Origin of the sequence: Flavobacterium sp., assembly GCF_047602195.1 — a bacterium.
GTDB lineage: Bacteria > Bacteroidota > Bacteroidia > Flavobacteriales > Flavobacteriaceae > Flavobacterium.
The window spans coordinates 36721-60130 of sequence record NZ_JASGHW010000003.1 but is presented as its reverse complement, the minus strand read 5'-3'; the positions used below and the strand labels follow the sequence as shown (position 1 = coordinate 60130).

23 protein-coding genes and 1 pseudogene are annotated in these 23410 nt (G+C 48.6%); all 24 read right to left on the bottom strand.

The features are described 5' to 3' along the window. Positions 1-44 precede the first annotated feature (44 nt). The 24 genes and pseudogenes from QM717_RS03820 to QM717_RS03705 all read right to left on the bottom strand — a co-directional run bounded on the left by QM717_RS03820 (position 45) and on the right by QM717_RS03705 (position 23405). Positions 45-1115: a branched-chain amino acid aminotransferase gene (locus QM717_RS03820; protein ID WP_415035026.1), complete on the bottom strand. Its 1071-nt coding sequence runs from the start codon at positions 1113-1115 to the stop codon at positions 45-47. An 11-nt stretch (positions 1116-1126) separates the two neighbouring features. Then, a pseudogene (locus QM717_RS03815) lies at positions 1127-2408 on the bottom strand (dihydrolipoamide acetyltransferase family protein). 53 nt (positions 2409-2461) lie between these two features. Then, positions 2462-3058, bottom strand: coding sequence for a transferase hexapeptide repeat family protein (locus tag QM717_RS03810; RefSeq protein WP_415035024.1), 597 nt, complete (start codon positions 3056-3058; stop codon positions 2462-2464). Positions 3059-3119: 61 nt separating this feature from the next. Then, complete coding sequence (locus QM717_RS03805; protein WP_415035022.1) at positions 3120-3872, bottom strand: enoyl-CoA hydratase/isomerase family protein; 753 nt, start codon at positions 3870-3872, stop codon at positions 3120-3122. 62 nt (positions 3873-3934) lie between these two features. Further along, positions 3935-6430 (bottom strand): phenylacetic acid degradation bifunctional protein PaaZ, encoded by a 2496-nt coding sequence (gene paaZ, locus QM717_RS03800; protein WP_415035020.1) that lies wholly within the window; start codon positions 6428-6430, stop codon positions 3935-3937. A gap of 56 nt (positions 6431-6486) precedes the next feature. Beyond that, entirely contained in the window at positions 6487-7689 is a 1203-nt protein-coding gene (gene pcaF / locus QM717_RS03795; protein ID WP_415035018.1) for a 3-oxoadipyl-CoA thiolase, read from the bottom strand. 100 nt (positions 7690-7789) lie between these two features. After that, positions 7790-8194 carry a hotdog fold thioesterase gene (locus QM717_RS03790; RefSeq protein ID WP_415035016.1) on the bottom strand — a complete coding sequence of 135 codons (405 nt, stop codon included), beginning with the start codon at positions 8192-8194 and terminating at the stop codon, positions 7790-7792. After that, entirely contained in the window at positions 8191-9345 is a 1155-nt protein-coding gene (locus QM717_RS03785; protein WP_415035014.1) for a 3-hydroxyacyl-CoA dehydrogenase NAD-binding domain-containing protein, read from the bottom strand. The genes QM717_RS03790 and QM717_RS03785 overlap by 4 nt, the downstream gene beginning before the upstream one ends. Beyond that, positions 9346-10125, bottom strand: a complete 780-nt coding sequence (locus QM717_RS03780) for an enoyl-CoA hydratase-related protein (protein WP_415035012.1) — start codon at positions 10123-10125, stop codon at positions 9346-9348. It lies immediately after the preceding gene. Between the two features lie 13 nt (positions 10126-10138). Further along, complete coding sequence (gene paaD, locus QM717_RS03775; RefSeq protein ID WP_415035010.1) at positions 10139-10639, bottom strand: 1,2-phenylacetyl-CoA epoxidase subunit PaaD; 501 nt, start codon at positions 10637-10639, stop codon at positions 10139-10141. A 202-nt stretch (positions 10640-10841) separates the two neighbouring features. Continuing rightward, complete coding sequence (gene paaC, locus QM717_RS03770) at positions 10842-11594, bottom strand: 1,2-phenylacetyl-CoA epoxidase subunit PaaC (RefSeq protein ID WP_415035008.1); 753 nt, start codon at positions 11592-11594, stop codon at positions 10842-10844. 56 nt (positions 11595-11650) lie between these two features. Continuing rightward, on the bottom strand, positions 11651-11932 hold the full coding sequence (paaB, locus tag QM717_RS03765) for a 1,2-phenylacetyl-CoA epoxidase subunit PaaB (RefSeq protein WP_415035006.1): 282 nt from the start codon (positions 11930-11932) through the stop codon (positions 11651-11653). Positions 11933-11943: 11 nt separating this feature from the next. Continuing rightward, entirely contained in the window at positions 11944-12888 is a 945-nt protein-coding gene (gene paaA / locus QM717_RS03760) for a 1,2-phenylacetyl-CoA epoxidase subunit PaaA (RefSeq protein ID WP_415035004.1), read from the bottom strand. Positions 12889-13015: 127 nt separating this feature from the next. Next, entirely contained in the window at positions 13016-14089 is a 1074-nt protein-coding gene (gene paaE / locus QM717_RS03755) for a 1,2-phenylacetyl-CoA epoxidase subunit PaaE (protein ID WP_415035002.1), read from the bottom strand. Positions 14090-14163: 74 nt separating this feature from the next. Next, a complete protein-coding gene (locus tag QM717_RS03750; RefSeq protein ID WP_415035000.1) occupies positions 14164-14742 on the bottom strand; it encodes a TetR/AcrR family transcriptional regulator in 579 nt (192 codons plus the stop codon). Next, positions 14742-15359 carry a DUF4230 domain-containing protein gene (locus QM717_RS03745; RefSeq protein WP_415034998.1) on the bottom strand — a complete coding sequence of 206 codons (618 nt, stop codon included), beginning with the start codon at positions 15357-15359 and terminating at the stop codon, positions 14742-14744. The genes QM717_RS03750 and QM717_RS03745 overlap by 1 nt, the downstream gene beginning before the upstream one ends. Before the next feature lie 102 nt (positions 15360-15461). After that, a complete protein-coding gene (locus QM717_RS03740) occupies positions 15462-16109 on the bottom strand; it encodes a response regulator (protein ID WP_415034996.1) in 648 nt (215 codons plus the stop codon). Continuing rightward, positions 16106-18040, bottom strand: coding sequence for a tetratricopeptide repeat protein (locus QM717_RS03735; protein ID WP_415034994.1), 1935 nt, complete (start codon positions 18038-18040; stop codon positions 16106-16108). Before QM717_RS03735 ends, QM717_RS03740 begins: the two co-directional genes overlap by 4 nt. A 112-nt stretch (positions 18041-18152) precedes the next feature. Continuing rightward, a complete protein-coding gene (locus QM717_RS03730) occupies positions 18153-18650 on the bottom strand; it encodes a hypothetical protein (protein ID WP_415034992.1) in 498 nt (165 codons plus the stop codon). A 171-nt stretch (positions 18651-18821) separates the two neighbouring features. After that, positions 18822-19469 carry a response regulator gene (locus tag QM717_RS03725; protein ID WP_415034990.1) on the bottom strand — a complete coding sequence of 216 codons (648 nt, stop codon included), beginning with the start codon at positions 19467-19469 and terminating at the stop codon, positions 18822-18824. Then, positions 19462-21393: a tetratricopeptide repeat protein gene (locus QM717_RS03720; protein WP_415034988.1), complete on the bottom strand. Its 1932-nt coding sequence runs from the start codon at positions 21391-21393 to the stop codon at positions 19462-19464. Before QM717_RS03720 ends, QM717_RS03725 begins: the two co-directional genes overlap by 8 nt. Before the next feature lie 43 nt (positions 21394-21436). After that, positions 21437-21724: a hypothetical protein gene (locus QM717_RS03715; protein WP_415034986.1), complete on the bottom strand. Its 288-nt coding sequence runs from the start codon at positions 21722-21724 to the stop codon at positions 21437-21439. Positions 21725-21831: 107 nt separating this feature from the next. Next, complete coding sequence (locus QM717_RS03710; RefSeq protein WP_415034984.1) at positions 21832-22371, bottom strand: hypothetical protein; 540 nt, start codon at positions 22369-22371, stop codon at positions 21832-21834. 86 nt (positions 22372-22457) lie between these two features. Further along, positions 22458-23405 carry a GSCFA domain-containing protein gene (locus QM717_RS03705; protein WP_415034982.1) on the bottom strand — a complete coding sequence of 316 codons (948 nt, stop codon included), beginning with the start codon at positions 23403-23405 and terminating at the stop codon, positions 22458-22460. Positions 23406-23410 lie beyond the last annotated feature (5 nt).

Sequence of the window (23410 nt, the reverse complement as noted above, 5' to 3'; positions counted from 1 at the left end):
AAAAAAGGATGCCGCTGCCATCGTGTCTGCATCCTATCCTAAAATTACGCTTTGACTGTTGAATCGACAGCCACAATCCAACCAAATTTATCCTCCATTTTCTGCATCTTGATCGCATCGAGCGTAGATTTTACATCCTTGCCCACCGGCGCTTCTGCAGGGAATTTGATCTTCAAATCCTTGTACCCGATTTCTTCCACGGGTGCAATCGATACGGCGGTTCCCGCACCGAAGGCTTCTTCCAAAGTCCCATTTTCAAAAGCCTCGACGATTTCTTTCATCGAAACGGGTCTTTCGGTCACGTCAAATCCTTTGTCGCGCAACAAATCGATCACGCTCAATCTTGTGATTCCGTTGAGTACCGAACCACCCAGATTTGGTGTAATAAATTTCCCGGCTATCTTAAAGAAAATGTTCATCGTGCCCACTTCCTGTACGTATTCGAAATCGCGTGCATCGAGCCACAATACCTGGTCGTAACCTTTCGACTTCGCGATCTCTGTCGGACGGATGGCTGCGGCGTAATTTCCGGCCGCCTTGGCTTCCCCGGTTCCGCCGTTGGCCGCGCGAATGTATTGGGTTTCCGCCCACAACTTGATCGGCTTCGAGAAAAACGGACCGCTCGGCGAGGCGAAAATGATGAACTTGTATTTGGTCGCCGCGCGCATCCCGATAAACGCTTCATCGGCATACATGAACGGGCGCAAGTACAAGGCCGTTCCTTCATTGCTCGGAATCCATTCTTTGTCTACTGCAACGAGTCTTTTCAAGCCTTCGACGAACAATTCTTCTGGAAATGCAGGCATTCCCATACGGTCGGCGCTGAAATTCAAGCGTTTGGCATTCTGCTCGGGACGGAACAACAACGGCGTATCGTCTTTGCCCAAAGTCGCTTTCAAACCTTCGAAAATCGCTTGTCCGTAGTGCAAAGCCATCGCAGCAGGGTGTGTCGCAATGGTCGCCAACGGTTCGATTCTCGGGTTCTTCCATTGGCCATCTTCATAATCGCAAATAAACATATGGTCGGTGAAAACGGTTCCCATGACACTGGTGTTCAGGTCGATGTGCTGCTCACGGCCGCTGTGGCTGATGGTTTCTGTGATGTGGTGTAACATAATTTGGTATTTTAAAATGTGGTAGTCGTGTCAAATTGTTCTAAATAATCGCCCACTTTACGCAGGAATGATCCGCCCAAAAAACCGTCGACGACGCGGTGGTCGAACGACAACGACAGGAACATCATGCTGCGGATGGCGATTTCGTCACCGTTTTCGGTTTCGATGACTTCGGGTCTTTTCTTGATGATGCCGAGCGCCAAAATGGCCACTTCGGGCTGGTTAATGATCGGTGTGCCCATCAGGCTGCCAAACGTCCCGACATTAGAAATCGTAAAGGTCGATCCTTGGATTTCATCGGGTTTGAGTTTATTGTTGCGCGAACTGTCGGCCAAGTGGTTGACCGTTTTGGCGAGTTCGAGCAAGTTCTTTTCATCGGCATTGCGAACGACCGGCACAATCAGGTTGCCACTTGGTAAAGCGGTTGCCATACCGATATTAATGTCTTTGTGCACAATAATGTTCTTGCCGTCGACCGATACATTGATCATCGGATAATCGACGATTGCTTTGGCCACCGCATCGACAAAAATCGGCGTAAACGTCAGTTTTTCGTTGTGTTTTTCGAAAAACGTGTCTTTGTTTTGGTTTCTCCAGTTCACGAGATTCGTCACATCGATTTCGAGGTAAGAAGTCACGTGCGGCGAAGTCTGTTTTGAATAGACCATGTGGTCGGCGATCATCTTGCGCATACGGTCCATTTCGACGATGCGGTCCTTGCCTTCGACAAAATTGATCTTGGGTTTCGGAAAATCGGAAGCGGGCTGCGCAGCCTGAGTCGCCGGACGGCTTGGCAACGGATATTTTCTATTCTTCAAATAATTGAAAACGTCGCTTTTCTGGATCCTGCCGTCTGCCCCAGAGCCCGGAATCGATTGCACTTCTTTCGAGCGACAGGTTTTCTTTTTGCGCTATGGAAATAATGAGCGGCGACAAAAACGCATCAGGATTGCTTTTGGCATTTAACTTTACCGATTGGGCTTCTGTTTCCTGCTTCCTGTTTTCTGCTTTCTGTTCTACCTTGATTGCCGACTGTTGGACGCCGGCCGTTTCACCAGACGCTTCAATCAACGCCAACACCTCGCCCACTTTGACAATATCATCCTTGCCAAAACGGATTTCGGTAATCACGCCCGAAACCGGAGCCGGTACATCATTGTCTACCTTGTCGGTTGCGACTTCGACAATCGTTTCTTCGGCCACGACCGTATCACCGACGTTCTTGAGCCAGTTGATGATGGTTGCTTCGGTGATGCTTTCGCCCATTTTGGGCATTTTAAATTCTGTTATCATAATGCCTGAGTAGCTGAGTGCCTGAGTGCCTGAGCAATCGTCGAATCAGCACTTTATTTCTTTCTAAATTCTTCTAAGGTTTGGTAAAAGGCTTCCTGCGTTGGACGGTCTTTTGGAATTTCACGCAATGGTTCAACCAATTTCCAAGTATCGTACATTTCCTTGGGCAATTGCTGGTACAATCCCGTTCCTTTGGTTTTCCACGCAATCATATCGTCAGAAACCTGTTTGACGATTTGCGCCGGATTGCCCACGACCATTGATCTGGTCGGAATCTTCATTTCGGCTTTGACGAAACTGAGTGCGCCGATGATGCATTCGTCTCCGATTTCAGCGTCGTCCATGATTACGGCATTCATTCCGATCAGGCAATTTCTGCCAAGGTTTGCACCGTGAATAATCGCACCGTGCCCGACATGCGCACCTTCCTTCAAAACGATGTCCTTGCCCGGAAACATATGAATCGTGCAATTTTCCTGTACATTGCAACCGTCCTCGATGATGATGCCGCCCCAATCGCCGCGGATCGCCGCACCAGGCCCGACATAAACGTCCTTGCCGATAATCACATTACCGGTAACGGCCGCCTGCGGGTGGATGAAGGCACTTTCGTGGATGACGGGAATGAAACCCTTGAATTCGTAAACCATATTATCCTTTGGTCACGAATTCACGAATTTTATTTTCAATTCGAGAATTCGTGGCTATCTTTTATTTAAATTTTTCGAGTGTCTTCTTTGTAAAATCGCTCAGCACCAATCGACCTGAAATCGCGGCGCGTTCTGCGAGTAAATTGTCCCAATCGCCGGTGCCTTTCCAGAAGATTTGCTTCATTTCGCGCATGGCTTCCGGGTTATAGGTACACAGATGCTTGGCGAATGCTTCAATTTTCGTGTCCATTTCTTCGATGCTTTCGAACACTTCTGCAAACAAACCTTTGCTTCTCGCCCATTCGGCTTCGTAGAAATTGTTCGCGTCGATGGCGATTTGTGAGGTCGCCGACACGCCCATTTTGCGTTCAATCGCTGGGGAAACCACAAATGGCCCGATCCCAACGTTGAGTTCGCTTAATTTGATGGCCGCGAATTTCGTCGCCATGCAATAATCGGTGGCCGCAGCAATGCCCACGCCTCCGCCGACGGTTTTGCCCTGGATGCGCCCGATGATGAATTTCGGGCATTTGCGCATCGCGTTGATCACGTTGGCGAATCCCGAGAAAAATACTTTTCCCGTAGCCGCGTCGTTGATCGTAATCAGTTCCTTGAAACTCGCTCCGGCGCAAAACGTGCGGTCGCCGCCACTTTTTAAAATGATGACTTGCACATCGGGATTGTTTCCAGCGTCGGTAATGGCTTGTGCCAATTGCGCGAGAATGGTTCCGGGCAATGAATTTTGCTCCGGGTGGAAAAACTCGATTGTGGCAATGTTTTCGTTTACATTCTGTTTTACGTATGCTTCTGTCATATTTTTTTCATTGGCCACGAATGCTCGAATTAGAAAATAAAATTCGTGCATTCGTGGCTATTTTATAAAATTCCAAATTGCTTGAAATGGTGGTTAAAATGTTTCGTATTCAACAAATCCCATTCGAATTTGTCCATCAGGCCAAAGACGACATTTTTAGTGCGTGCTTCGGGATTTTCCTTGAAATAGTTTTCGTAAGCCTGAATCGATTCGATGAGCTTTTGCTTGGCCATTTCCAAATCGGCGTGTTGCAAATCCTCATTTTGACCTTGTTTCATGAGCGGATGTTTGTGCTCTTTAGGGAACGATCGGTGGTTGAAAATCGTCTCGCGGTATTTCGGCAAATGTTCTTCCGGTGTCGCGATCTCATAATCCTGGATTTCACCCGTCGCATAACGGAACTGCATTTCCATGTGCTCGACCATGTGCTGCGGTGTCATCGTACCCCAATTGGCTTGGTGGTTGACCGTTAATTTGGCCAGGTATTGATTGATGTTCGATGTATTGATTTCCTGGAACGGTGAACGCTTTTGTACCATCGTCAAGATTGTGGCCACGGCGGTCAGTTCGTCATTCGAATCGAACACTTCGACAAACCATTTGACGATACCCGATGGCATTTGCTCGCCCACGTGGTCGCGTTCGATTTTTTGTTTGCACGTCAAGCGGACATACATCGTATCGTTGTGGTAAATCGGACGCAGGAAACGGCATTCTTCCAAACCATAATTCGCAGCAACGGGGCCTTTGTTCGGCCATACGAACAAACCTGCCGCGGCGGCCAAAATAAAATAACCGTGCGCCGTGCGTTTTTCGAAGATGCTGCCTTTTAAAGACGTGATATCGGTATGCGCGTAGAAATGGTCCCACGTGAGGTTCGCGAAGTTGATGATGTCGGTATCGGTGACCGTGCGTTTGTGCGTCTTGAGCGACATGCCCGGCTCGATGTCGTCCCAGTAATATTGGAACGGATGCTGCTGGGCTTCTTTGTAAGCGGAGTTTGGTTGGTAGATTCCGGTGATTTCAGTGAGTGTCGTCGGCGAACCTTGCACCGCGCAACGCTGCATGTAATGTTTGATGCCGCGCACGCCGCCCATTTCCTCGCCGCCCCCGGCACGTCCCGGACCGCCGTGAACGAGCAATGGCAATGGCGAACCGTGTCCGGTGCTTTGTTTGGCATTTTCGCGGTTCAATACGAGGATTCTTCCGTGGTGCGAAGCCGCATTAACGACATAATCTTTCGCAATGGTATCGGAATTGGTCACAATCGACGAAACGAGCGAGCCTTTGCCCATCTTGGCCAAATCGACGGCTTCTTCAATGTTTTTATAAGGCATGATCGTCGCAACCGGGCCAAAAGCTTCGGTTTCGTGGACGAGTGTATTTTTGAACGGGTTGTCTTCTCTTAAAACCATTGGGCTGATGAATGCGCCTTTTGAGGCATCGGCACCGACGGTCGTGATTTTATCATAATCGCCGTAGACGATGGCCGCCGTTTTGGCGATTTCTCTTGTACGCATCTTGACTTCGTCGACTTGGTCGGTTGAAACCAGCGACCCCATACGGACTTCCTTGAGTCTTGGGTCGCCAATCGTGACTTTATCCAATGCTTTTCCGAGCGCGATTTGCACGTCTTCGACCAAACTTTCCGGAACGATGATGCGTCGGATCGCGGTGCATTTCTGCCCGCATTTGACCGTCATTTCCGAACGGACTTGGTTGACAAACAAATCGAATTCAGGGGTGCCCGGCTTGGCATCTTCACCCAAAATCGAACAGTTCAGTGAATCGGCTTCCATATTAAACGGCACCGATTCGGAGATGATTTTCGGATGCGATTTTAATTTTCTTCCCGTATCTGCTGAGCCTGTAAAAGTCACGACGTCCTGCGATTCGACATAATTGAGCATGTCGTTGGCCGAACCGCAGATGAGCTGCAACGCGCCTTCAGGTAAAATCCCCGAAGCGATGATTTCTTTCACGACCGCTTCGGTCAAATACGAAGTCGATGTCGCCGGTTTGACAATGGCCGGCATTCCTGCCATCCAGTTGACCGCACATTTCTCTAACATGCCCCAGATCGGGAAGTTGAATGCGTTGATGTGAACGGCCACACCGGGTTTTGGAACTAATATATGGTGTGCCATGAAACGGCCGCCGCGCGACAAATCGATCGGGTCGCCTTCGACGTCATAGGGTTGGTTCGGGAATAATTTCCGGAGCGAGGCATTGGCGAACAGGTTTCCGAATCCGCCTTCGATGTCAATCCAAGAATCGATACGTGTCGCGCCAGTCCTGTAACTGATTTCGTAAAATTGTTCCTTCTTTTTGGTCAGGTACAACGCCAATTTCTTGATCATGTTGCCGCGTTCCTGAAAGGTCATCTTGCGCAACTTTTCGCCGCCTTTGGTGCGTCCGTAGTGCAGAATTTCTTCAAAGTTTAACCCTTCGGTTGAAGCATGGCCGATGATTTCGCCGGTCACCGAATCGAACAGCGGCACGCCTTCACCTTGGCCTTCTATCCAATGTCCGTTGACGTAATTTCCTAGTTTGCTCATAATTTATTTTTTAACCGCAAAGCCCACAAAGGCTTCGCAAAGTTTCTCAAGTTTTTTTAAGCACGCTCGATGATGACCGCGTAGCCTTGGCCGACGCCGATACACATCGTGATGAGCGCGTATTTTTTTCCTGTCAATTGCAATTCCAGTGCAGCCGAATAAGCGATTCTTGCACCGGTCACGCCTAATGGATGCCCGATCGCAATCGCGCCGCCGTTCGGGTTGATGCGCGCATCGTTGTCTTTTAATCCCAATGCGCGGATACAGGCGATGCTTTGCGCGGCGAACGCTTCGTTGAGTTCGATGATGTCGATTTGGTCCAAGGTCAAATTGGCTTTGGCGAGCGCTTTTTTCGTCGCCTCCACCGGACCGATGCCCATAATCCGCGGTTCAACGCCAACGACTGCCGAACTCACGATTCGGGCCAATGGTTTCAAATTGTATTTCTTCACCGCATTTTCTGATGCTACCAAAACGGCCGCTGCGCCGTCATTCAATCCCGAGGCGTTTCCAGCGGTAACGGTTCCTTCTTTGCGAAACGCACCGCGCAGTTTGGACAAACCTTCCATCGAAGTATTGGGTTTGATGAATTCGTCTTTGGCGAAAACAATCGGGTCGCCTTTGCGCTGCGGGATTTCAACCGCAACGATTTCTTTTGCGAGCCTTCCCGAAGCTTGCGCCTGAGCCGCCTTTTGCTGACTGTGCAAAGCGAATTGGTCTTGATCCTCACGCGAAATATGGTATTGATCGACGAGATTTTCCGCCGTTTCACCCATCGCATCCACGCCGTACATTTGCTGCATTTTCGGGTTGATGAAACGCCATCCAAAGCTCGAATCGTACATTTTCGAATCGGTGCCGTAAGCCGATGACGGCTTGGAAACGACCAACGGGCCACGCGTCATGTTTTCGACTCCGCCAGCGATGAACAAATCGCCATCGCCTGCCTTGATCGCGCGGTTGGCATGGATCACGGCCGACAAGCCCGAACTGCACAAACGGTTGACCGTTTCACCCGGAACGGTTTGCGGCAAACCCGCGAGCAATAAGGACATTCTCGCTACGTTTCGGTTGTCTTCCCCGGCCTGGTTCGCGCATCCGATGATGACATCGTCATACGCTTCTTGTGGGATTTCAGGATGTTTTTCGGCCAAGGTCTTGATGACCAAAGCGCCCAAATCGTCTGGGCGTACGGCCGCTAAAGTGCCTTGGTAATTGCCGATGGGCGTACGGACGCCGTCTATGATGTATGCTTCCATTTTTTTAATTAATAATTAATAATGAATAATTAACTATGCATTTTGGGCGTAAAAAATGCGCTCAGCAAGTAATTATTAATTATTAATTGTTCATTGTTAATTATTTCCATTCGCGCTCGCTGCGGTAAACCGTTCCCTTGAATAGTGCCACGAGCGTGTCTTGTTTCTTTATCTTAATGCTGTAAAAGCCAAATTTATTTTTAACCGAATTCTCGAAAGCGGTCGCCGTGATCACATCGCCTTCCTTCAAAGATTCGATGTGGTTGATGGCCGTATCGATGCTGACCGATTGCTTGCCATGCGAATTCGACGCAAAGGCGAGCGCGCTATCGGCAATCGCATACGTAATCGCACCGTGGGCAATCCCGAAACCGTTGAGCATGTCCTTGCGGACGGTCATCGACAAGGTGCAATTGCCTTCTGAAATTTCTTCCACGACAATCCCAAGCCATTGGCTAAAGGCATCGTTGTCGAACATTTTATGGACAATTTCGTTTGGTGTCATGAAAAAAAAGTTTCGTTTTTGGCGTTCATCTTCCGGAGCAACGGGCTGCAGCGGTAGCGGTCTTCGTGGTATTCCTCATACAGCAAATCGAGTGTCGTCACGACCCAGTCGGTACCGATTTCGTCGGCCCAGGCGAGCAATCCCTTCGGATAATTAACCCCTTTGGTCATCGCATTGTCGATGTCTTTGGCCGAAGCAATCCCGAGGAACAAGGCATCGGCGGCTTCGTTGATCAGCATCGCCAGAATACGTCCGAAAATGTACTTGACCAATGCATCGTCCTTTTTGGGTGCCGGTACACTGTCGGCTTTGTAATCGTAGAATCCGCGGCCGGTTTTGCGACCGAGCCAACCCGCTTCTACCAAGCGCTTCTGGGTCAAGGACGGTTTGTATCTCGGGTCGTAATAAAATGAGGTAAACACGGTTTCGGTCACGGTATAATTGACATCGTGCCCGATGAAATCCATGAGTTCAAACGGTCCCATACGGAAATTCCCGATCGTTTTCATCGCCCAGTCGATCGTCGCGAAATCGGCTTTGCCTTCTTCATAAATGCGCAATGCCTCGCCATAAAACGGACGCGCGACGCGGTTGACGATAAAACCCGGCGTGTCTTTGGCCACAGCCACGGTCTTTTTCCAACCCGATAGGATCTTGACCGATTTTTTCAACACGCCTGGGCTGGTCTGCACGGCCGGAATTACTTCCACCAATTGCATCAGCGGTGCGGGATTGAAAAAATGGATCCCGATGACACGGTCGGATTTTTTGACCGATGCCGCAATCGACGCAATCGAAAGCGAAGACGTATTCGAGGCCAAAATGGTGTTTTCGGAAACGATGGCTTCGAGTTCGGAAAACAATTTGCGTTTGATGTCGAGGTTTTCGACGATGGCTTCGATGATCAAATCGGCGTCGGACAATTCTTCTAAAGCGTTGACATATGCAATGCTGCTGCCAATTCTTTCTTTCTCGGAAGCATCGATCTTGCCTTTCTCGACAAGCATCGAGAGGGTTTTCTCAAGACCGGCCTGGCTTTTCGAAAGCGCTTCCCGGTTGGTGTCGTATATTTTGACGGAACTACCGGCGGTGGCCGCTACTTGTGCGATGCCGCTGCCCATGGTTCCGGATCCTATAACCGCTACATTCATTTAATTTCCTTTAAAAATGGGTTGTCTTTTTTCGACGAATGCATTGACGCCTTCATTGTAATCGTGCGATTCGCTGGCCTGGATTTGCAGATCCGATTCCATCGCGAGTTGCTGCTGCAGGTTGTTGGTCATCGATTCGTTGAGCAATTTTTTGGTCAAGGCCAAGGCTTTCGTCGGCATGTTGGCCAAGGTCGTGGCAAGTTTACCGACTTCTGATTCGAAACTTTCCGCCGAAAATGTTTTGTAGATCATGCCCATCTGCACGGCTTCGGCTGCCGAAATCTTGTCGCCGAGCATCATGACGGCCATCGCTTTCTGGAAACCAATTAGTCGCGGCAAAAAGAAAGTTCCCGCGCTGTCCGGTACGAGCCCGATTTTACTGAACGCTTGTATGAACGCGGCATTTTCAGAAGCCACAACGATGTCACAAGCCAGCGCGATATTCGCCCCTGCTCCAGCAGCTACACCATTAACGGCGCCTACAACTGGCTTTTCAATGGTTCTGATTCTTTCGATAATCGGGTTGTAATGTTCTTCGAGGATTTTACGGAAGCCCGGCATCAGTTCGGGGGTGGTGACTTCTTTCAAATCCTGTCCGGCGCAAAAGGCTTTCCCAGCTCCGGTGATGACGATTGCACGGATGCTGGCATCGTTGGCACACTGATCCAATTTGGATTGCAGTTCGAGCGCCATTTCGCGGTTGAAGCTGTTGAACACTTCTGGTCGGTTGAGCGTGAGGTAACCGATTTGGTTTTCTATTTTGAGTAAGATTGAACTCATATTCTTGGTTTGGTTATTTTAAACATTTGAAATAATCGAACGGTTCCTGGCAATCCTGGCACTGGAAAAACGCCTTGCAGGCCGTTGAGCCGAACTGGCTGATCATTTTGGTATTATGCGATCCGCATTGCGGACATGGGACGATTTTTTTGTTGCCGAGCAGCGCCTCAATATCGGCTTCGGGTTCGAGCGGTGCGGCGATGCCATAATCTTCGAGCGCTTTCCTGCCTTTTGGCGTAATCCAGTCGGTGGTCCAGGCCGGAGACAATACAAGTTTAATCTTGGCTTCGATGCCTTTCTCGGCGAATGCTTTCTTGATGTCGTCGCCGATGACGTCCATCGCGGGACAGCCTGAATAGGTGGGCGTAATCGAAACCTCAACGACATTCCCATTCTTTTCTGCCGAACGCACCACGCCCATTTCCATGATCGAAAGCACCGGAATTTCGGGATCGGAAACCGATTCGAGGATTTCGGTGAATGCTGGGTCGATATGTGGATGCGTTGTTGTCATTTTTTTAAACCGCAAAGTGAACTAAGTTTTGCAAAGCGCACAAAGCTTGATTGATATGGTTAACCCTAGCCCTGATTACTTCACTTAATTTTTTATTTTCATAGGAGTTCAGTGAACTTTGTTTGCAATGGAAATCCTTTTTTGAAGCTTGTAAAGCGAGAAAAAGATTGCAGTGGAAAGCAGGTTCCCGGCTCCTAAAAATCTACCAGCTCATGTTCGGATAGGTGCGTTGCATGAACTGCAAGTCGGCCAAAAGATACCCCATGTGTTCGCTGTGGATGCCTTGTTTGCCGCCTTTTTGGAAATATTTCATATCCGGGATTTCGAGCGTCGCCTCGGTCAGGATTTCGCCGACTTTGGCGTAGAACGGTTCTTTTAATTTCGTTGCATCGACGCCAATTCCTTGAGCAACCATTGCTTGGTCGGCATCGGTTTGGTGGAACAATTCGTCGGTGAACGTCCAGAGGTCGTTGATGGCGTTTTGCATTCGTTGTTTGCTTTCCTGGGTTCCGTCGCCGAGTCTTTTGACCCAATCCGACGAGAAACGCTGGTGGTAGCTGACTTCCTTGATGCTTTTCTTGGCAATCGCGGCAAGCGTTTCGTCTGAACTGAACTGCAATTGTTGCAGCAACAACAGGTGGAACACATCGTATAAAAACTGGCGTCCAATCGAATAGGCGAAATCGGTATTGGGTTGTTCGACCAATAAAACGTTTTTGTATTCGCGTTCGCTTCTGAGGAATGCGATCGTGTCTTCGGTCGCGTCGCCGCCGAGCTGCTGTGCGGCATATTGGTAATAGCTGCGCGTTTGGCCGAGCAAATCGAGCGCGATATTGGTCATCGCGATGTCGACTTCAAGATTCGGTCCGTGGCCGCAGAGTTCGCCGAGGCGTTGGCCCAGGATCAATGCGTTGTCGGCGATGCCGTAGATGTATTGGACTAAATTGTTTTGCATAAATTTTAGCTTTAGAAGCAAGTCTTGGTTCTTGGCTCTTGATTCTATTTTCTAATTTACATGTGTTTTAATTCCTCCGGCAATTCATAAAAAGTCGGATGACGGTAGGCTTTGTCTTTGGCGGGTTCGAAAAATTCCCCGTTGTTTTCAGGGTTCGACGCCGTAATCGCGGACGAAGGGACGACCCAAATGCTCACGCCTTCCATTCTTCTGGTGTAGACGTCGCGTGCATTTTCGAGCGCCATCGTCGCATCGGAGGCGTGCAAACTTCCGCAGTGGCGGTGTTCGAGTCCGTTTTTACTTCTGACAAATACTTCCCAAAGTGGCCAGTTTTTCATGGTTTTTATTTTTAAACGGTTGCTGTTTCTTGTTTTTCGGCGTAGGCCATTGCGGCTTCGCGTACCCATTCGCCTTTGGTCCACGCATTCTTGCGCGCATCCATGCGGACTTTGTTGCACGGGCCGTGTCCTTTGACGACCTGCCAGAATTCTTCCCAGTCCATGTCGCCGTAGTCGTAGCTTTTGCGTTCTTCGTTCCATTTCAGATCAGGATCCGGAATCGTGAGTCCGAGGATGTCGGCTTGCGGAACGGTCTGGTCCACGAACTGTTGGCGCAATTCATCATTGGTTTTGCGTTTGAGTTTCCATTTCATCGACTGTTCGGTATGCACCGATTCGGCATCGGTCGGGCCCAACATCATCATCGACGGCCACCACCAGCGATTGAGCGCGTCCTGCGCCATCGCTTTTTGTTCGGGCGTTCCGTTGCACAGCGTCAGCATGATTTCAAACCCTTGGCGTTGGTGGAAACTTTCTTCCTTGCACACGCGCACCATCGCACGGGCGTATGGTCCGTAAGAGGTTGCTGTCAATGGTACTTGGTTGATGATCGCCGCGCCATCCACGAGCCAACCGATGGCGCCCATATCGGCCCAGGTCACGGTCGGATAATTGAAAATCGACGAATATTTCGCCTCGCCCGAATGCAGTTGGTCGTACAATTCCTCACGCGAAACCCCAAGCGTTTCGCAAGCGCTGTACAAATACAAACCGTGGCCGGCTTCGTCCTGGACTTTGGCCAGAAGCGCTACTTTTCGCCTGAGCGACGGCGCACGCGTGATCCAGTTTCCTTCGGGCAACATGCCGACGATCTCGGAATGTGCGTGCTGCGAAATCTGGCGGATGTGCGTCTTGCGGTATTTCTCGGGCATCCAGTCTTTGGGCTCGATCTTTTGGTCGTTGGCGATTTTTCTTTCGAATTCCGCTTCGAGTTGTTGCAATTCCAATTCAGACATATTACTGTTCTTTATTGTTATTATTTGTTTTCATCGTAGCGGGAACAGGACTCGATACTTCCTATTTTCCGCAATTAGTCTTGCAGCGCAGCGGTCTTTGCTCTAGCAGCGCAGCGGTCTTTCTTCTTTAAGCGCCAAAATCGACGACGACCTTTTCAGAAGTCGGCACGGCCTGGCAACTCAATATGTAATTCTTCGCAACCTCGTTTTCGTCGAGCGCGTAATTGATTTTCATTTCTACGGTTCCGTCGATGACTTTGCATCGACACGTACTGCACACGCCGCCTTTGCACGCAAATGGCAAATCGGCACCGGCTGCGAGCGCTCCGTCCAATATGTTGTCGAAATCGTCGTCCATGATGAAATGGAACTCCTTGCCGCCATCGATGATGGTGACTTCGGTACCTTCGACTTTCTTTTCTAAAATGTGTTTGGTTCTTTCTTTGTCGGCTTCGGAATTGCCCGTGTTGAACAATTCGAAGTGGATTTTTTCCTTTGAGAGTCCTGCCTTCACGAGTTCATCGCGAATCAGGAAAATCATCGCTTCCGGCCCGCAGATGAAACATTCGTCTACTGAAGCGACATCGATGATTTTATCGGTCAACACCCGCAATTTCTCCTCGGTGAAACGGCCGTTGAGCAATTCGATGTTGCGGTGTTCCTTGGTCAGGAAGTGGAAAATCTCGAGCCGGCCGAAATATTTGTTCTTGAGCTGCTCGATTTCCTCTTTAAAGATAATCGATTTGACGCTGCGGTTCAAATAAAACAACTGGAATTTGCTTTTGGGCTCGAGCGCGAGGTGCGTTTTGATGATCGACAGGATCGGCGTAATGCCACTACCGGCTGCAAAGACGATGTAATTCTTGGCTTTGTCCGGTTCGATTGCAGTGTTGAACACGCCATTGGGCGGCATCAGGTCGACAAAGTCTCCTTTTTTTAAATTTTCGTGGACGAAAGACGAGAACAATCCGCCGTTGATTTTCTTGACGGCGACTTTCCACTGGTCCTCGACCGGGCTCGAACACAACGAGTACGAACGGCGCACATCCTGGCCGTCGATGAACGCACGCAACGTTAAATGCTGGCCGTGGGCGTATTTGAATTCGTGCTTCATTTCTTCGGGAATATCGAACGAAATGACCGAACAGTCTTTGGTTTCTTTGTAGATGTCGTTGACCTTAATCTGATGGAACTTTGCCATTGTCACTAAATTATTACAGACTAACAATTGTTAGTTTACTATGCAAATTTAGTAATAATTTCTTAATGATAAAGTTAAATTATGCCCTCGAGCAAAACTTTTTTGAGGTTCGTTTTCAGTACGTTAGCATTAAAATCTTTCTTTTTGCCGTACCACAAATAGAGCGTCCGTATCGTGGACAAAATCGAAAAAATGATGACTTCGGCGTGGTAATTCTTGATTTCACCGTCGGCGATTCCCTTCTTGACGATATCGCGGAAAATGGCTTCGTATTCTTCGCGCATCTGTAAAAAATATTGCAATTCGGCTTCGGGCAAATGCATCCAGTCGTTGTTGAGCGAGGCCAATGCATCGGGATTTCTGACCGTGATGTCGATGTGGAGCTGGATGACCTTGTCGATTTTCTCGACCGAAGTTTCCTCGGAGGCGGCTATCGTACGGATCGTTTCGGTGTATTCTTCGGCAATCGAAATGATCATGAGCACCAAAATTTCCTGTTTCGATTTGATGTGGTTGTACAGGCTCGCGGCCTTGATGTCCATCGCCTGCGCCAGATCGCGCATCGTCACTGCGCTGTAGCCTTTTTCCTTGAACAATTGCGCGGCAATCGTGACGATTTCAGATTTGCGGTCGGAAGGTTTGGGCTGCAGCATTACAATAAAACGGTGTTGATGGTTTGGTCGTTGACGGCTTTTCCGTTGTATTGTAACGTCCAGCCCATGGTGTTGGTCAGGATTAAAATTTTCGACAATTCGCTAATGAGCCGGTTTTGCGCGTTCGATTTGAGCGAAGATTGCTCCATTTTCTTGGCCAGATTGGTTCGTACGGATTTATTGATTTTGTTGTAATCTTCGCCAGTGAATTGGTTCAGTTTGCTTTGCGTGACATCGTAAAACTGGATGTCGGGGCTGATTTTGATTTCTTCTTTGGGAATATTTAAAATCGTGATCGTTTTGTTTTTTTCGTCGATGTCGTATTTCATCTGGCGCAAATCATAGGAAACGGTCACATCGACATTGACGACAATCAGCGCTTTTTTGTCGAACGAGATCAGGTCCATGAAATATTTGTCCTGGTCTTTGTACGTCAGCACCTGCGAGAAATGGCCTTCGGTGACAATCAATTTGCCCACGTTGACGATTTGCTGCTGGATCAGGTTCGTATTGTAATCGATTGTTCCGTCGTTCTGTTTCTTGAACTCGCAATACTTGAACAGCAGCAGCGCACCGACGACAGCAAATATTAAATAGAGGATTCTTTTGCGGAGCATTTTTCTTTTTTGATAAAGCTACGAAAATTGACCAAGGTTAAAAAGAGAAGGCCACGAATTCACGAATTTTAAATCCAAATTGGTGAATTCGTGGCCATACAATCAAATAAGGTTGTTGTTCCTCGCCTTCTGCACCGCCTCGAGTTTGTTGTGTACCTGCAATTTGGTGTAAATGTTCTCGATGTGGCGACGGATTGTACTCGGCGACAGGAACAGGTTATCGGCAATGACCGTGTACGTCAATCCCTTGCTCAATTGCTCGAGCACGTCGATTTCGCGTGGCGTGAGCTTGATTTGTTCTTCTTCGGATTGGGTAGAGAAATCGATCGGGTTGCGCAACAGTTTGAGCGTCTTGAACGCAATCGACGGGTTCATCGCCGCGCCCCCGTTGAGCGTTTCGACAATGCCGTCGTACAATTCCTTGGGGTTCACATCCTTGAGCAGGTAACCGTCGGCTCCAGCCTTGATCGCATTGAAGATGTTCTCGTCGTTGTCGAACACCGTGAGCATGATGATCTTGATGTGCGGATAGCGCGATTTGACCATTTGCGTGGCTTCGATGCCATTCATTTCGGGCATTTCGATGTCCATCAAAATGAGGTCGATGTTGTGGCTCAGTTCCAATTTGGTGAGCAGTTCCTTGCCGTCGTTCGCGCAGAATTTGCATTTGAGGTCATCAAAAAAGCTCAGTTTTTCAAGGATGGTTTTCTGCAGGAAAATATTGTCGTCTACGATTGCGAGTTTTTTCATTTTTTGGGAATTGAGAATTGGATCATCGTGCCTTTTCCGATTTCGGATTGGAGTTCGTAAGTGCCGCCGATGTCCTTGATGCGCTTTTTCATGTTCAATAAACCGTTGCCCGAATCGGCGTTTTCGGTGTCGAAGCCGTTGCCGTCGTCGGAAATCTTGATTTTGACGAGGTTGCTTTCGGAAGCAATTTGGATGGCAATCTGGCTGGCCTCGGCATATTTGATGGCATTGTTGACCGCTTCCTGTATCGTCCGGTAGAGGTTCATGCCGACAATCGACGTGAGTTCCATCTTGCTCAAATCGTCGGCTATTTCAAATTTAAAATTGATGTCTTCTTTCGCTTTCTTGGCCTTTTCGATGAAATTCATGATGCGCAGTTCCAAATCCTTGAACGTGATTGCATTGGAATTCATCGCCCAGATCGTATCGCGCAGTTCCACGATCGTCGACTTGGTGAAATTGCTGATGCGGTCGAGTTTGTTGCCCAAGTTTTGATTTTCAACATTAAAGCCATATTTGATGTTGTCGACCGACGAAATGATGAACGTGAGCTGCGCCCCGATGTTGTCGTGCAAATCGCGCGAAATGCTGAGCCGTTGTTCCTGCAGTTTGTTCTGCGTCTCGATTTTGGAAATGGCGAGTTTGAGTTCGTGTTCCTGTTCCTGCTGACGGTTTTTGAGCCGTTGCTGTCGGTAAATCAAATAGCCGATGAGTGCGATAAATACGGCAAAAATCGAAACGAGCAGCAACAACACATTTTTTTGGCGTGTTTCGGCTTGTTGTTGCAGCAGCAGTTTCTCCTTCTTTTCCGTCTGGTATTTGGTTTCGAGTTCGTTCGAGATCTTGAGAACACTTTCATTGAGGTTGTGTTCGGCATGGCGCAAATACTTATCCGTGTAATAATTGACGCTGTCTACCTTGCCCAAACTCGCGTAGACCGGAATGAGTTGGATGTAGGCGTTGCCCATTTTCTCACGGATGCTGTCCTGGGTAAACACCTTCAAACTTTCGAGCAATAGCGGCTTGGCCTTGGCAAATTGTCCGAGGTTGTTGTAGTTGATGGCCAACGTGAGTTGCGAACTCGCTACATCGGCGGTCTGGTTGATCTGCTGCCGGATCGCGAGCGATTTGGTGATGTAATCGATGGCCATTTTGGGCTTTTTCCGATACGTATAAATGAGCCCAAGGTTGTTGTAGGCGGTAGTCAATGCGGGGTAATTCTGTACTTTTTCGGCCAGTTTGGCGGCGCGTTCGAATTCGACGAAAGCCTTGATCGTATCGTTCTGCGAGAAATACACATTCCCGATGCCGACAATGGTATTGGCCAACATCGATTCCTGTTTGGTTTCGGTCAGGTATTTTTCGGAGCGGCGCAAATATTCGAGCGCCTTGGGGTAATTCTTGAGTCCGTGATAGACCGCCGCGATATTGGTTTCGAGCGTCCCGACGACCTGTGCGTTCTTGGCCTTTTCATAATATTTCAGCGAGCGCAGGTAATAGTCCATCGATTTCTCGAGTTCAAATTGCTTGAGGTATACATTCCCGATTTTGAAGTCGAGCGACGCAATGCCTTCTTCGTCCTTTATTTTTTTTCGGATGCCGTAGGATTCGTGCAAAACCTTCATGGCCCGGTCGTAATCACCCTTGACATACAATATCGCGCCGTAATCGCTGAGCGCCTGCGCGATCATTTTAGGATCTTTCAATTCCTTGGCGAGCCCAATCGATTGTTTGCCGTACCCCATCGCCGAATCGATCGAAACCATATTGTAATACCAGGCCAGGTCGGCGACCAGTTTTGCCTTTTGGATTTTCGCCGGATTTTTTCGGAGTTCAGTCTTGAGGCTGTCGATGAGCTGCTGCGCCGGGTTCTGCGAAAAACCAACCCAGGAGAGCATCAGCAAAACAATCAGGAAAATACGCTTATTCATGTAAGACATTGGGTTTGAAAGCTAAAAATAAACAATTCCACGCAGAATCAAAAAAATACGGCCGAAGCCGTATTTTCTAAAGTAAACGTAAACCTAAACCAAAAAATAAATATTAGCGTTTCACTTTAAAGCTTCCTTCGGTAATGGTCACCTCGCTCGATGGCGATTCCTCATTTTCAGGAGCAACAGCCGTGAAAGTTCCTTTGATGAAAGTCTCGGTCACCTCGGTCACTTCCACAGTCCCTGTTCCCCTTACCGATGTATACGATTTGAACGGGAAAGTCGTCATGTAATTGACATAGCCATTGCTCAGGTTGCCGCCCACGTTGTACGTGCCCACGTTGTCGAAATTCTGCACCTGGATCTGGATCGAGCTGCCGCTGTCGGTGCTGCTCTGGATTTGCAACACATTCGAGTTGATCGTGGCCGATGGCGCAAAATAAGCCGAATTCGAATAATTCGAGCCGTTGACTTTGGCCGTCATAAAATAATCGCCCGCAACTGGTGTTGGCGTCACGGCGTTGTTGTTGTCGTCGTCCTTGTTGCACGATGCCAGTGCGAATACCGCACTCAATAAAATCATTTTGGTAATGTTGTTAAGGGTCTTCATGATAGATTAAGTTTGAGTTAATGATATCGCAAAGTTGCAGGAGATGCGTTTGCGGAACAATAGGGCAAGTGACCTATATTGTTTGGATTCTATCGTGAAGTGTTGTTTTTATTGGATTTCGACTCTTGCTTTGTCATTTCTCCCTGCGGTCGAAATGACAAAAAGAAAACTTCAAATCAGTTTATTGTCGCGCGCCTTCTGGATCGCCTCAAGCTTGTTGTGCACCTGCAGTTTGGTGTAAATGTTCTCGATGTGTTTGCGCACCGTCCCGGGTGAAACGAACAGGTTTTTGGCGATTGCATCATATTTGAGCCCTTTGCTGAGCTGTTCGAGCACTTCGGTTTCGCGCGTGGTGAGTTTGATGGAATCGGCATTTTCGGGCGTTTCGAAAGTAATCGGGTTGCGGAACAATTTGAGCGTTTTGAGCGCAATTGACGGGGTCATCGTGGCACCGCCGCCCATCGTATCGAGAATGCCCTGCTGCAAATCCCTGGGACTGACTTCCTTTAACAGATAGCCATCGGCTCCGGCCTTGATCGATTTGAAGATGTTTTCGTCGTTGTCGAACACAGTAAGCATGATGATCTTGATCTGCGGAAATTTCTGCTTGATGACCGCCGTGGCTTCGATACCGTCCATCTTGGGCATTTCGATGTCCATCAGGATTAAATCGACGTTGTGGTTGGCTTCGAGTTTTTCGATTAAATCGATGCCGTTGACCGCAATCAATTTGATGTTGAAATCGTCAAAAAAAGACAACTTCTCCTGTGCCGATTTGATTAGAAACGTATTGTCGTCTGCGAGGGCGATCTTAATCATGCGTTGGTTTTTTGAATAGTAAGGTAATCGTCGTGCCGTGCGATGGTTCGGAATGCAGGTGAAAAACCCCGCCGATGTCCTCGATGCGTTTTTCCATATTGGCCAGTCCGTTGCCGCGTTGGACGGTTTGTTTGTCGAAACCGATGCCGTTGTCGCTGATCGTGGTCTTGATTTCATCGCCAATCAGCGTTACGCCAATCACAATCTGGTCGGCTTCGGAATATTTGACCGCATTGTGCACCGCTTCCTGGATCGTGCGGTAGAGGTTCATGCCTTCGATCGAACTCAGTTGCAGGTGACCGAGGTTTTCATCGACCGAAAATTGGAAGTCGATCGTATCGGCCGCATCTTTGGCTTTTTCGATGAAGTTCAGGATGCGCGCACGCAGGTCCTCGAAAGTAATGCTGTTGTGGTTCATCGCCCAGATCGTGTCGCGCAGTTCGAGCATCGTCGATTGGGTAAACTGGCTGATGTACTGCAATTTGTCGCTGAGTTTGTCGTTGGTGATCTCGAACGCATACTTGATGTTCTCGACCGACGAAATGATGAAAGTGAGCTGCGCCCCGATGTTGTCGTGCAGATCGCGCGAAATACTGAGCCGTTGCTCCTGCAATTTGTTCTGCGTTTCGATTTGCGCAATCGCCGTCTTGAGCTGGTGTTCCTGATGCAACTGCACATTCTTGAGTTTCTGTTGGCGAAACAGCAGCAGTACAATCAGGATCACAAACAGGGCCAGCAACGAAACGGCAATCAGTACGAAATTTTTCTGGCGCGCTTCGGCTTCCTTGGCCAACAACAGTTGTTCCTTTTTCTCGGTTTCGTATTTGGTCGCCATTTCGACGACGGCCTTCGTTTTTTCGTCCTTGAAAAGGCTGTCCTTTCCGGCGCTGTACAAATTGGAATAGCGCCAGGCTTCGCTGAAATTTCCAAGCATGGCATTGGCCTTCGATAAATTCTTGTAGGCCGCCACGATGTGCAAGGACGCGTTCGATTGTTTGGCGAATGCCATCGCTTTTTCGGAAATGGCGATGCTTTGGGCGTATTTTTTCTGGCGGATCAGCGAATGTGCATAACTGTTGGCGGTTTCCGCGACTTCAAATTTGTTGTTGGATTGTTCATGCAGCCGCATCGCATCGGTGTAATTCGCGTTGGCTTTTTCGAAATTCCGGAGGCTGTCGTAGACAATCGCGATGTTCGCTATCGGGTAACCCGTAAAGCGGTCGCCATCGATCTTGAGGTAGCCTTTTCGCGCGATTTCGGAATATTTGAGCGATTCGTCGTAGCGTTTGAAATTGATCAGGATCGAACCGAGATTGCCCGCCGAAACCGTTTTGCCAAAATCGTCATCCGTTTGCAGATAGGCTTCGTAGGCTTTCTGGTAATAACCGAGCGCCTTCTGGAATTCCTGCTGCGCTTTGTATACAATACCGATGTTCGTGTAGGTCATCGCCTGCTTGCCGGCCAATCCTTTTCTATCGTAATACGAAAGCGCCTTGAAATAATACTGCAATGCCTGCGGAAAGTTGGCCTGTTGGTCGTAAGCGATGCCGATGTTGTTGTAGGTATCGGCCATTCCAAGCGAATCCTTGACTTTCTGCCGAACCTGCAACGCCTTTCGGTGAAAAACCAAAGCCGAATCGAGCTGGCTTTTGTATTGGTACACATTCGCGATCGAATTGTACGCCAAGGCCACAAAAGAGTCGTTCTTGATTTCCTTGGCTTTGGCCAGCGACAAATTGGCATAATGCAACGATTGCTTGAGGTCGTTGTCGCTGTAATAATCGGCGAGCGCGTTCATCGCCGTGAACTGCTGTTTGCCGTTTCCGGTTTGGATGACCCGGCGCACGCTATCGAGCTTCGGGTTTTGGCCGAACGCGAACACGGCGCCGAAAAAGATCAAAAGGCAAACGAATCTGGTTTTCAAAAGGAAAGGGGTTAGGTCGATAAATATAGCAAAAAGCCCGAAGTTATTTTTGGAGGCCGTTGTTTTTTGACAGCAAATCAAAGAGTTCGTAGTTAAGCGTGAAAATCTCGCGGCTCAACACGGCGTTGTCCGACTTGAGTTTTTCGTTGAGCGCATCCGACAATTGGACCTTATGGCGTTGGCCCGATTGCCTGCGTGTGATTTCGGCGATGAAGATGTGCATCGATTCAATCTTGGCGCGAAATTGCCGTTTTTCCCTGTAAAACTGGATATTGAGGAAAACGATGACGCCCATCAGCAAAACGATAACGGTAACGAGAAATACAACCATATGACCAAGGGGTTAAATGTCAGCTTACAAATTTGACGGTTTCACAAACCAAAAAAAATACGACAGATGCCGTATTTTCTTCGCAAAAAAAACCAACCTAAAATAACTTAGCGAGGGAATGTGCCGCGGAAAGAACCTTCGGTAACCGTTTTGGATCCGCCGCTGCAGTTTTCGGTATCGATTCCGGTGAAGGAGAAAGTGCCTTCGACCTTAAGATTGTCGATGTAGGTTACGGTAATCGTACCACTGGCGCCTTCGCATTCCGCAGTCGAGTAAGCCACACCGCCAGAACCTGGCGTATAGTTCAGGAACGAATTGGTGGTGTTGTTTACTGAGTAAGTTCCGGTGGCGTTGATGCCGTATAACGCGATGGTGATGTTGTTGGCCGACATGTCGCCGCCCAAGATAGAAATCAATTGGTCTGGACCTGAACCGACTTTGGTGCATTGCGCCATGGAAGTCCCGAAGATAAAAGAACTAAAATCGGCGCCGTCAACTTTTCCGGTAACATACGAATCCGAATTGGGATTGTTTGTCACCGGCGGCGTGACATTGTTGTTGTTGTTGTCGTCGTCCTTGTTGCACGAGAGCATCAATAAGGCCAATGCGATAAAACTGAATTTGGTAAGGGTTTGGAGTGTCTTCATTTGATTTGATTTTTGAGTGAATTAATTTTACTCTGCAAATCTGGCCCAAATGAAAAAGGCAAACCATACGAAGAAATACGTATTTTTTAAAATCGCATGTGCGGGAATTGCTTTTGAAGCGCCGAAATCGACTGTTGGAGTTTGTTCAAAAACAATTGATGGCTTTCCGAATTAGGGTTGAACGGCCGATGCACCAGGCTTCTCCTGAGGCTTCCCACCTGCTCCATGATCGGATGCGCTTCCGATGAAAGCTGCGTCGTGGCAAACCGTTCCCAAATATAATCGACTGCCATGGTATTGGGATGGATCAGGTCTTCGGCATAAAAACGGTAATCGCGCAGTTCATCCATGACGATTTCGTAGCTCGGGAAATAATCGGCGCCGGATTGGGTTTCCAAAACCCCGTGCAAAGCCGCAATCAAATGGGATTTGCTGCGCTGGTTTCCGACAAAACCGTCTTTGAGGTGGCGCACAGGTGAAACCGTAAAAATAATTTGCGCTTCGGGATTGAGCCTGCGGATGGATTGGATGGTTTTGATCATTGACTCCCGAATCGTTTCCACCGAAAGCAATTCCTTGGTGAAATTCGCCTGCGGCACTTTATGGCAATTGGCGACCACCGCACCCGACGTCTTCTCGCGGTACACCCAGGCGGTTCCATAGGTAATGATCAGGTGCGTCGCCGATTGGATTTGCCGATGCGTTTCGCCAATGGCTTGATTGAGTTTTTGCAGCAATGTTTCCTTGTCGGGATGGCTCAAATCGGAGTGCGCATCGAAACAATGCCAACGTTCATTGTGAAAGAAAACATCCGAATCCGAAAAGGTTTTGTGCATTTCTGCAAAACCGATGAGCTTTTCGATGGCCATCGGATGAAACAAAATCCCAAACGGATTGACCGTATGCCGAAATTGGAAATAGTCGAATTTATCGGCCATGTTGACCGCAAAACAAGAACCCAAAGACACCACTTGGGAGCCGTAACCGATTTTTCGGGCGCTTTCTGCAATGGGTATCGGGGTGCTGAATTGCATGCAAT